This window comes from Streptosporangium sp. NPDC020072, assembly GCF_040631445.1.
GTDB lineage: Bacteria > Actinomycetota > Actinomycetes > Streptosporangiales > Streptosporangiaceae > Streptosporangium.
The window spans coordinates 239771-246774 of the sequence record NZ_JBEYAB010000016.1; the positions used below are offsets into that span (position 1 = coordinate 239771).

At 68.6% G+C, this 7004-nt stretch carries 6 protein-coding genes and 1 riboswitch; of the genes, 2 read left to right on the top strand and 4 right to left on the bottom strand.

Annotated elements, in window-relative coordinates:
* Positions 1-20: 20 nt before the first annotated feature.
* The 4 genes from ribH to ABZ470_RS34165 are packed head-to-tail and all read right to left on the bottom strand — an operon-like array spanning position 21 to position 2969.
* The gene (gene ribH, locus ABZ470_RS34150; protein WP_352008974.1) at positions 21-494 is read right to left on the bottom strand and encodes a 6,7-dimethyl-8-ribityllumazine synthase; all 474 of its coding nucleotides are present in this window, start codon (positions 492-494) and stop codon (positions 21-23) included.
* Positions 491-1705, bottom strand: coding sequence for a bifunctional 3,4-dihydroxy-2-butanone-4-phosphate synthase/GTP cyclohydrolase II (locus tag ABZ470_RS34155; protein WP_352008973.1), 1215 nt, complete (start codon positions 1703-1705; stop codon positions 491-493). The genes ribH and ABZ470_RS34155 overlap by 4 nt, the downstream gene beginning before the upstream one ends.
* On the bottom strand, positions 1702-2364 hold the full coding sequence (locus tag ABZ470_RS34160; protein WP_352008972.1) for a nicotinamide mononucleotide transporter family protein: 663 nt from the start codon (positions 2362-2364) through the stop codon (positions 1702-1704). Before ABZ470_RS34160 ends, ABZ470_RS34155 begins: the two co-directional genes overlap by 4 nt.
* Positions 2361-2969: a riboflavin synthase gene (locus ABZ470_RS34165; protein ID WP_352008971.1), complete on the bottom strand. Its 609-nt coding sequence runs from the start codon at positions 2967-2969 to the stop codon at positions 2361-2363. The genes ABZ470_RS34160 and ABZ470_RS34165 overlap by 4 nt, the downstream gene beginning before the upstream one ends.
* Positions 2970-3360: 391 nt before the next feature.
* A riboswitch (FMN riboswitch) is annotated at positions 3361-3491 on the bottom strand.
* A gap of 565 nt (positions 3492-4056) precedes the next feature.
* Here ABZ470_RS34165 and ABZ470_RS34170 point away from each other — a divergent pair.
* Both ABZ470_RS34170 and ABZ470_RS34175 read left to right on the top strand, forming a co-directional pair.
* The gene (locus tag ABZ470_RS34170) at positions 4057-5010 is read left to right on the top strand and encodes an ABC transporter permease (protein WP_362916582.1); all 954 of its coding nucleotides are present in this window, start codon (positions 4057-4059) and stop codon (positions 5008-5010) included.
* A gap of 33 nt (positions 5011-5043) precedes the next feature.
* A complete protein-coding gene (locus tag ABZ470_RS34175) occupies positions 5044-6834 on the top strand; it encodes an ABC transporter substrate-binding protein (RefSeq protein WP_352008969.1) in 1791 nt (596 codons plus the stop codon).
* Positions 6835-7004: the final 170 nt, after the last annotated feature.

A 7004-nucleotide genomic window follows, 5' to 3' on the forward strand; every position in this document is an offset into this window, starting at 1 on the left:
GTCCAAGACGCTCGGGAACCTCAGGCGTCCCTGAGGTCCCGCAGCAGCAGCGCCGTCTCCAGGGCCGCGACGGTGGCCTCGTAGCCCTTGTCCTCGTGGCTGCCGGGCAGTCCGGAGCGGTCGAGGGCCTGGTCGAGGGAGTCACACGTCAGCACCCCGTTGCCGACCGGCGTTCCCTCGTCGAGCGAGACACGGGTGAGCCCCGAGGTGACCGACTCACAGACGTAGTCGAAGTGGGCGGTCTCCCCGCGGATCACCGCGCCCAGGGCGACCACGGCGTCGCAGCGCCTGGCCAGCGCCTGGGCGACGACCGGGATCTCCAGGGACCCGGCGACGCGGATCACCGTCGCGCTCGCCCCGCTGTCCGCGCTGGCCAGCACCGCCCGCGCCACGAGCTGATCGGTGATCTTCTCGTGCCAGCGGGCGGCCACGATGCCGACGGTCAGCCCGGCCGCTTCGACGGCCTCGGCCTGGGGACGTCCCGCGCCGCTCATACGTTCTCCTTGTTGATCTCGTGGCCCAGACGGTCGCGCTTGGCCGTCAGGTACCTCTCGTTGTGGGGGTTCATCGCCACGGGCATCGGCTCACGGCCGAGGACCTTGACCCCGTAGCCGTCCATGCCCCGCAGCTTGGCGGGGTTGTTCGTCAGCAGCCTGACCGACTTCACCCCCAGGTCGGCGAGGATCTGGCCGGCGTTGGAGAACTCCCTGGCGTCGACCGGCAGGCCGAGCTCCAGGTTGGCGTCCACGGTGTCGCTGCCCGCGTCCTGCAGGCCGTAGGCCCGCAGCTTGGCCAGCAGCCCGATGCCACGGCCCTCGTGCCCGCGCAGGTACACCACGACACCACGGCCCTCGGCGGCGATCTCCGACATCGCGTGGTCGAGCTGGACCCCGCAGTCACACCGCAGGGAGCCGAACACGTCCCCGGTCAGGCACTCGGAGTGCGCCCTGACCAGGATGTTCTCCCCGTCCTCCAGATCGCCGTAGACCAGGGCGACGTGCTCGCCGCCGTCCAGGGCGCTGGCGTAGCCGTAGGCGCGCCACATCCCGTACGCGTTGGGCAGGCGGGTCTCCGCGACCCTGCTCACCATCCGTTCCGTGCGGCGCCGGAACTCGACCAGCTGCTCGATGGAGACCAGCGCCAGGTCGTGCTCGTCGCAGAACTCGCGCAGCTCGGGCAGCCGCTTCATGGTCCCGTCGTCGTTGACGACCTCGGCGAGGGCTCCGGAGGGCCGCAGCCCGGCCAGCCTGGCCAGGTCCACGGCCGCCTCGGTGTGGCCGCGCCTGACCAGCACGCCGCCCTCGCGGTAGCGCAGCGGGAAGACGTGGCCGGGCCGTACCAGATCGTCGGGCTCGGTGGCCGAGTCGCACAGGGTGCGGATCGTCCTGGCGCGGTCGGAGGCGGAGATGCCGGTGGTCACCCCGTCGCGGGCGTCGACGCTGATCGTGTAGGCGGTGCGCAGGCGTTCCCTGTTCTCGTGCACCATCAACGGCAGGCCGAGCCGGTCGAGGTCCTCACCGGGCAGCGAGACGCAGATCACGCCGCTGGTGTGCCTGATGGTGAAGGCCAGCAGTTCCGGTGTCGCCTTGGCCGAGGCGAAGATGATGTCACCCTCGTTCTCACGGTTCTCGTCGTCGACCACCACGACGGGCCTGCCCTCGCGAATGTCGGCGATCGCCCGCTCTATGGGGTCAAGCTCGGTCACACAGCCTCCTTGGGGACGAGCACGGTCCTGGACCGGTACTCCTTGAGCCAGTTGAAGAGTCCGATGAGGACAAGGACGAAGAAGACCCCGTAGACGGCCCCCGAGACGACGAGACCCGAGCTGAAGGCCAGTGGCACGCCGACCAGGTCCACGGCCACCCAGATGATCCAGAAGTCCACCAGCGCGCGCCCCTGGGCCCAGGTGGCGACGGCGCTGCCGACGAAGATGTAGGCGTCCGCCGCGACCAGCAGGTAGCCCCTCGGCGGCGGCACCAGCGCGCCCCAGGAGAGCTTGGTCACGAAGAACAGCACGCCGACGACGGCCGTGCCCAGCAGCATCGTGGCGGCCATCGCCAGCCGTTCCCAGCCGGTCGCGGGCCGTACGGCCAGGCCCTGGCCCGCCCGGGTGCCGCGGGTCCAGCGCCACCAGCCGTAGACGGCCAGGCCGCCGAACATGAGCTGTTTGAGGGCGTTGCCGGTGATGTGGGCGCTGAGGGAGGTGACGAACAGCAGGACCGCGGCGGTGAGCTGCACCGGCCAGGTCCATATCGATCTGCGGATCGCCAGCAGCACAGTGGCCAGCGCGGCCACGTTGCCGACCAGGTCGGTCCACAGGACCTTGACCCCGAGAAGCTGGAAGCCCTCGTTCACCCAGTTCATGACCCGTTCCCGGGGGCGTAGGCGCCGACGAGCCGCTCCACGTGCTTGGCGATCACGTCGACTTCAAGGTTCACCGGGTCGCCCGGCTGCTTGGCGCCGAGGGTGGTCAGCCGCAGCGTGGTGGGGATGAGGCTGACGGAGAAGCCCTCGTCGTCCACGCCGACCACGGTCAGGCTGACCCCGTCGACGGCGATCGAGCCCTTCTCCACGACGTAGCGGTTCAGCGCGGCGGGCAGGGAGATCCGCACGACCTCCCAGTGCTCGTCCGGCTCACGCGCGAGCAGCACGCCGGTACCGTCCACGTGGCCCTGCACGATGTGGCCGCCGAGGCGCTGGTCGGCACGGACCGCGCGCTCCAGGTTGACCCTGGAGCCGGGGCGCAGGGCCCCCAGGCTGCTGCGGTCCAGGGTCTCCTTCATCACGTCGGCGGTGAAGACCTCCCCCTCGACGTCGACCACCGTCAGGCAGACCCCGTTGACGGCGATCGAGTCGCCGTGCCCGGCGTCGCCGGTGACGACCCCGCCGCGGATCGACAGCCTGGCGGCGTCGCGCAACGTCTCGATCTCCGCGATCTCGCCGAGTTCCTCAACGATTCCGGTGAACATTCACAGCTCCTTCGCAGGGCGTGCGTAGATGACATCGGGAGTGAACCCGCGCGGGGCCGCCCGTCTTCCTGGCCTCACGGGGCCTGCCGGGACCGGGGGAGCCGGTACGGCGGGCGTTTGCCAGGACGTGGGCACGTGGAAGCCGGCCAGGCCGTACGGGCTCACCGGGAGAGGCCGTGGAGATCGCGGGGACACGGCGGGCGAGACGGAGGAGGGGACCGGCGGCGCCGCGACCACGCGCGGGCAGGCCGGTCGGCTGACGCGGGTGCGCCCGACCACACATCCGGGACTCCTACTCGCCGGTAGCTTTCTGCCACGGCGGGCCCCGGGGGATCACAGGCACGTACACCCATTGGCGGCGAGGCGCCCCACCAAGGGACGTCCCTGCCGCCCGCGCGCTTCCTCCCATCCGGACTTTGACCGTCGGTCCTGGAGTTTCACCAGGTCAACCGGCCGATGGCTTCGGACGGGTCGCGGACTGTAACCGCCGGCTCGGAATTTCACCGACCCCGGAGCACGCTGCTCTCCCTCCAGTGTGCCACGTCCGGCAAAAGATGACGTGTCCCCCTCCCACCAGATGGAACAACCGGACATCGGGGAGAGGCACGCCGCGCACCCTCGCGCCCGGGCCGGGCACGGTGGTACGAAGGGAACAGGGGCGAAGGGGGCGCGGGGCCGCAGGGGGCCGAGCGGGACCCGGACGGGTCACCCACAGTCAACACGCGTTCACGCACTCACCCGGCGGCCGGACCGCCTTCCGCCCCACCTGCGGACACCACACGACGAGAGGTGACACGACGACCACACAGACCGTCATGGTCGTGTCATAGGTATGTCACAAATCCGTGAATAAGAGACGGTGGGGAATCTCATCATTCCATCCGACCCCCCACCCAGGTCAATGGAATTGCAGCCACAACCTGATCTATATTGCACAACAAAAAAACAAGTAACAGCTAGGCCATTGATTTGCCCCTGACTGTTTTGCAATGGTTCCCCCAGATCCCGCTCAGTCATGCTCGTTGGGGGCTCCCGCACGATGACCATCCCTGCACCTGCCGCGACCACCGCCGATGAGGCGCCCGTGGTGAAGGCACCGGAAACGGTGGGCCGCTCACCAGGGCAGCTGATGTGGCTCCGCTTCCGCCGTGACCGGACCGGGGTCGCCTCGGCCATCGTGGTGATTTTCTTCGTCCTGGTGGCGATACTCGCACCGGTGATCTCCTGGCTGTACGGCAAGGACCCGTACACCCTCTACGGCCAGGACACCCCGGGCCTGCTCAATGACTTCGGCTATCCGATCGCCCCGAACGGCGGCATCAGCTCGGAGTTCTGGTTCGGCATCGAGCCGAACCTCGGCCGTGACGTGTTCACCCAGCTGGTCTACGGAATCAGGACCTCGCTGCTGATCGCGCTCATCACGACGATCCTCACCACGCTGATCGGCATCGTGATCGGCATCGTGGCCGGATACTCCGGCGGCAAGACGGACTACGTCATCGGCCGCGTGATCGACACGGTGCTGTCCTTCCCCTCGGTGCTGTTCATCATCGCGTTCATGCCCGTGGTGGAGAACCTCTTCGTCAGTCCCGACCAGGAGACGCCGGTCTGGCTGCGCGCCGTGACGCTGGTGCTCGTGCTGACGTTGTTCGGCTGGGCCGGTCTGGCCCGCCTGTTGCGCGGCCAGGTCCTCACGCTCCGCGAACGCGAGTTCATCGAGGCCGCCCGGGTGACCGGCGCCTCCCCCGCGCGGATCGTGTTCAAGGAACTGCTGCCCAACCTGTGGACGCCGATCCTGATCCAGGCGACGCTGCTGCTGCCCGCGCTGGTCACCTCGGAGGCCGCCCTGTCCTTCCTCGGCGTCGGCATGATCGAGCCGATCCCCGACTGGGGCAGGATGTTCCGGCGCGGTACCGAGGTCTACCAGAACGACATCACGTACCTGATCTTCCCGGGCGTCGCGCTGGTGATCTTCGTGATCGCCTTCAACCTTCTCGGCGACTCCGTCCGCGACGCCTTCGACCCCAAGCTCAAGCGCTAGCCCCAGCTCAAGCGCTGAACAGATAGGAGAGAGATGACAGTCAGAAAGCGGTCAGCCGTGGCCGTCCTGGCCATCGGTGTGCTGGCCGTCACCAGCGCCTGCGCCGAGGGCAACCAGGGGGCTCCGGCCGCCCAGCCGTCCGGCAGCTCCAACGGTGCCTCCTCGGCCCCCGCCGCCGCCTACAAGCCCGCGGTCATCACCCAGGGCACCGCGGAGGACTCCAAGGGACCCGCGATCCCGCCGGAGGGCGTCGTCAAGGGCGGAACGGTCACGATGATCGACCGTGACGACTTCTCCCACCTCGACCCCGCGCAGATCTACGTCAACACCGAGGCGAACTTCGCCCGGCTGATCTCCCGCACCCTGACCGGCTACAAGCGCGTCGCCAAGGGCGAGTTCAAGCTGGTCGGCGACCTGGCCACCGACACCGGCACCCAGTCCGACGGCGGCAAGACCTGGAAGTTCACGCTGAAGGACGGCGTGAAGTGGCAGGACGGCACGCCGATCACCTCCGCGGACGTCAAGTGGAGCATGGAGCGGACCTTCGCGCCGTTCGTCACCCAGGGCCCCACCTACATCCAGCAGTGGCTGACCGACGTCGACTTCAAGAAGGCCTACCCCGGCCCGTACGACGGCAAGGAACTCGACGCGATCGAGACGCCGGACGACAAGACGATCATCTACAAGTTCAAGACGCCGCACGCCGACGCGGCCTACGCCTTCGCCATGGCCGGTTACGGCATCGTGCCCAAGGCCAAGGACACCAAGGAGCAGTACGACAAGGAGCCTGTCTCCAGCGGGCCGTACATCATCAAGTCGCACGTGGTCGACAAGACCATGGACCTTGAGCGCAACCCGAACTGGGACCCGGCGACCGACCCGATCCGCGGCGCCTACCCGGACAAGTGGCACCTTGAGTTCGGCTTCGAGGCCCTGCAGGTGACCGACCGCCTCATGGCGGACTCCGGCGCCGACCAGACCGCCTTCACCTTCTACGCCTCGACGCCGCCGGAGCGTCTGCAGCAGGTGCTGAGCGACCCCAACCTGGCCTCCCGCCGGATGAACAGCCCCTCGCCGTACGGCAACTACTACTACTTCAACCTTGACCGGGTGAAGGACCCCAAGGTCCGTCAGGCCATCAACTACGCCTGGCCGTCCAAGCAGATCCAGCAGGTCATGGGCGGCCCGGCCGCCGCGGCGCTGCCGACCACGATTCTCAACGAGAACACCACGGTCGGCTACCAGTCCTACGACCTGTTCAACAAGGAGACCAAGCCCGAGGGTGACGTCGAGAAGGCCAAGGAGCTGCTGGCTCAGACCAGCACCCCGACGCCGACCATCGTCTACGCCTACAACCAGACGCCGGTCCAGGAGCAGGTGACCGTCGCGATCAAGAGCGCCCTGGCGAAGGCCGGCATCAACGTCGTGGCCAAGCCGCTCGACCGCAAGACCTACTACGACTCGATCGGCAAGCTCGGCAACCAGTTCGACATGTACTGGGGCGGCTGGGGCGCCGACTGGCCGTCCGGCTCCACGGTGCTCCCGATCATCTTCGGCCCGGTCGCCGAGGGTGCGCCCAACTACTCGCACCTGAAGGACCCGGCGCTCACCGCCGAGATGGACAAGATCACCGCCATGACGGACATCGACGCGGCCAACGCCGCGTGGATGGCGCTCGACAAGAAGATCCAGGAGACGATCACCCCGCTGGTCGTCGCGGAGAACCGGATCGCCACCATGCTCCACGGTTCCAAGGTGGGCGGTGCCGAGATCGACCCGCAGCAGTGGATCGTTCAGCCGGACACCATCTTCGTGAAGCCGTAGAGACGGCAAAGGCCGTGGCCCCGCTGACAGGCGGGGCCACGGCCCGCGGGGGGGTGACGGGCCCCCCCGCGGGGGCCCCGCCACCCGGGGGGAACGGGGCCGGGTTGGATTGATGACGGGCCGGCCCCGCGGCGGCGGGGGGCCCCGGGGGGTGATAGGCGCGGGCCCGG

Excerpts from the sequence above, each read along its gene's own strand:
- ribH (WP_352008974.1), bottom strand. The coding sequence starts at position 494 with ATGAGCGGCGCGGGACGTCCCCAGGCCGAGGCCGTCGAAGCGGCCGGG.
- ABZ470_RS34160 (WP_352008972.1), bottom strand. The coding sequence starts at position 2,364 with ATGAACTGGGTGAACGAGGGCTTCCAGCTTCTCGGGGTCAAGGTCCTG.
- ABZ470_RS34165 (WP_352008971.1), bottom strand. The coding sequence starts at position 2,969 with ATGTTCACCGGAATCGTTGAGGAACTCGGCGAGATCGCGGAGATCGAG.
- ABZ470_RS34175 (WP_352008969.1), top strand. The coding sequence starts at position 5,044 with ATGACAGTCAGAAAGCGGTCAGCCGTGGCCGTCCTGGCCATCGGTGTG.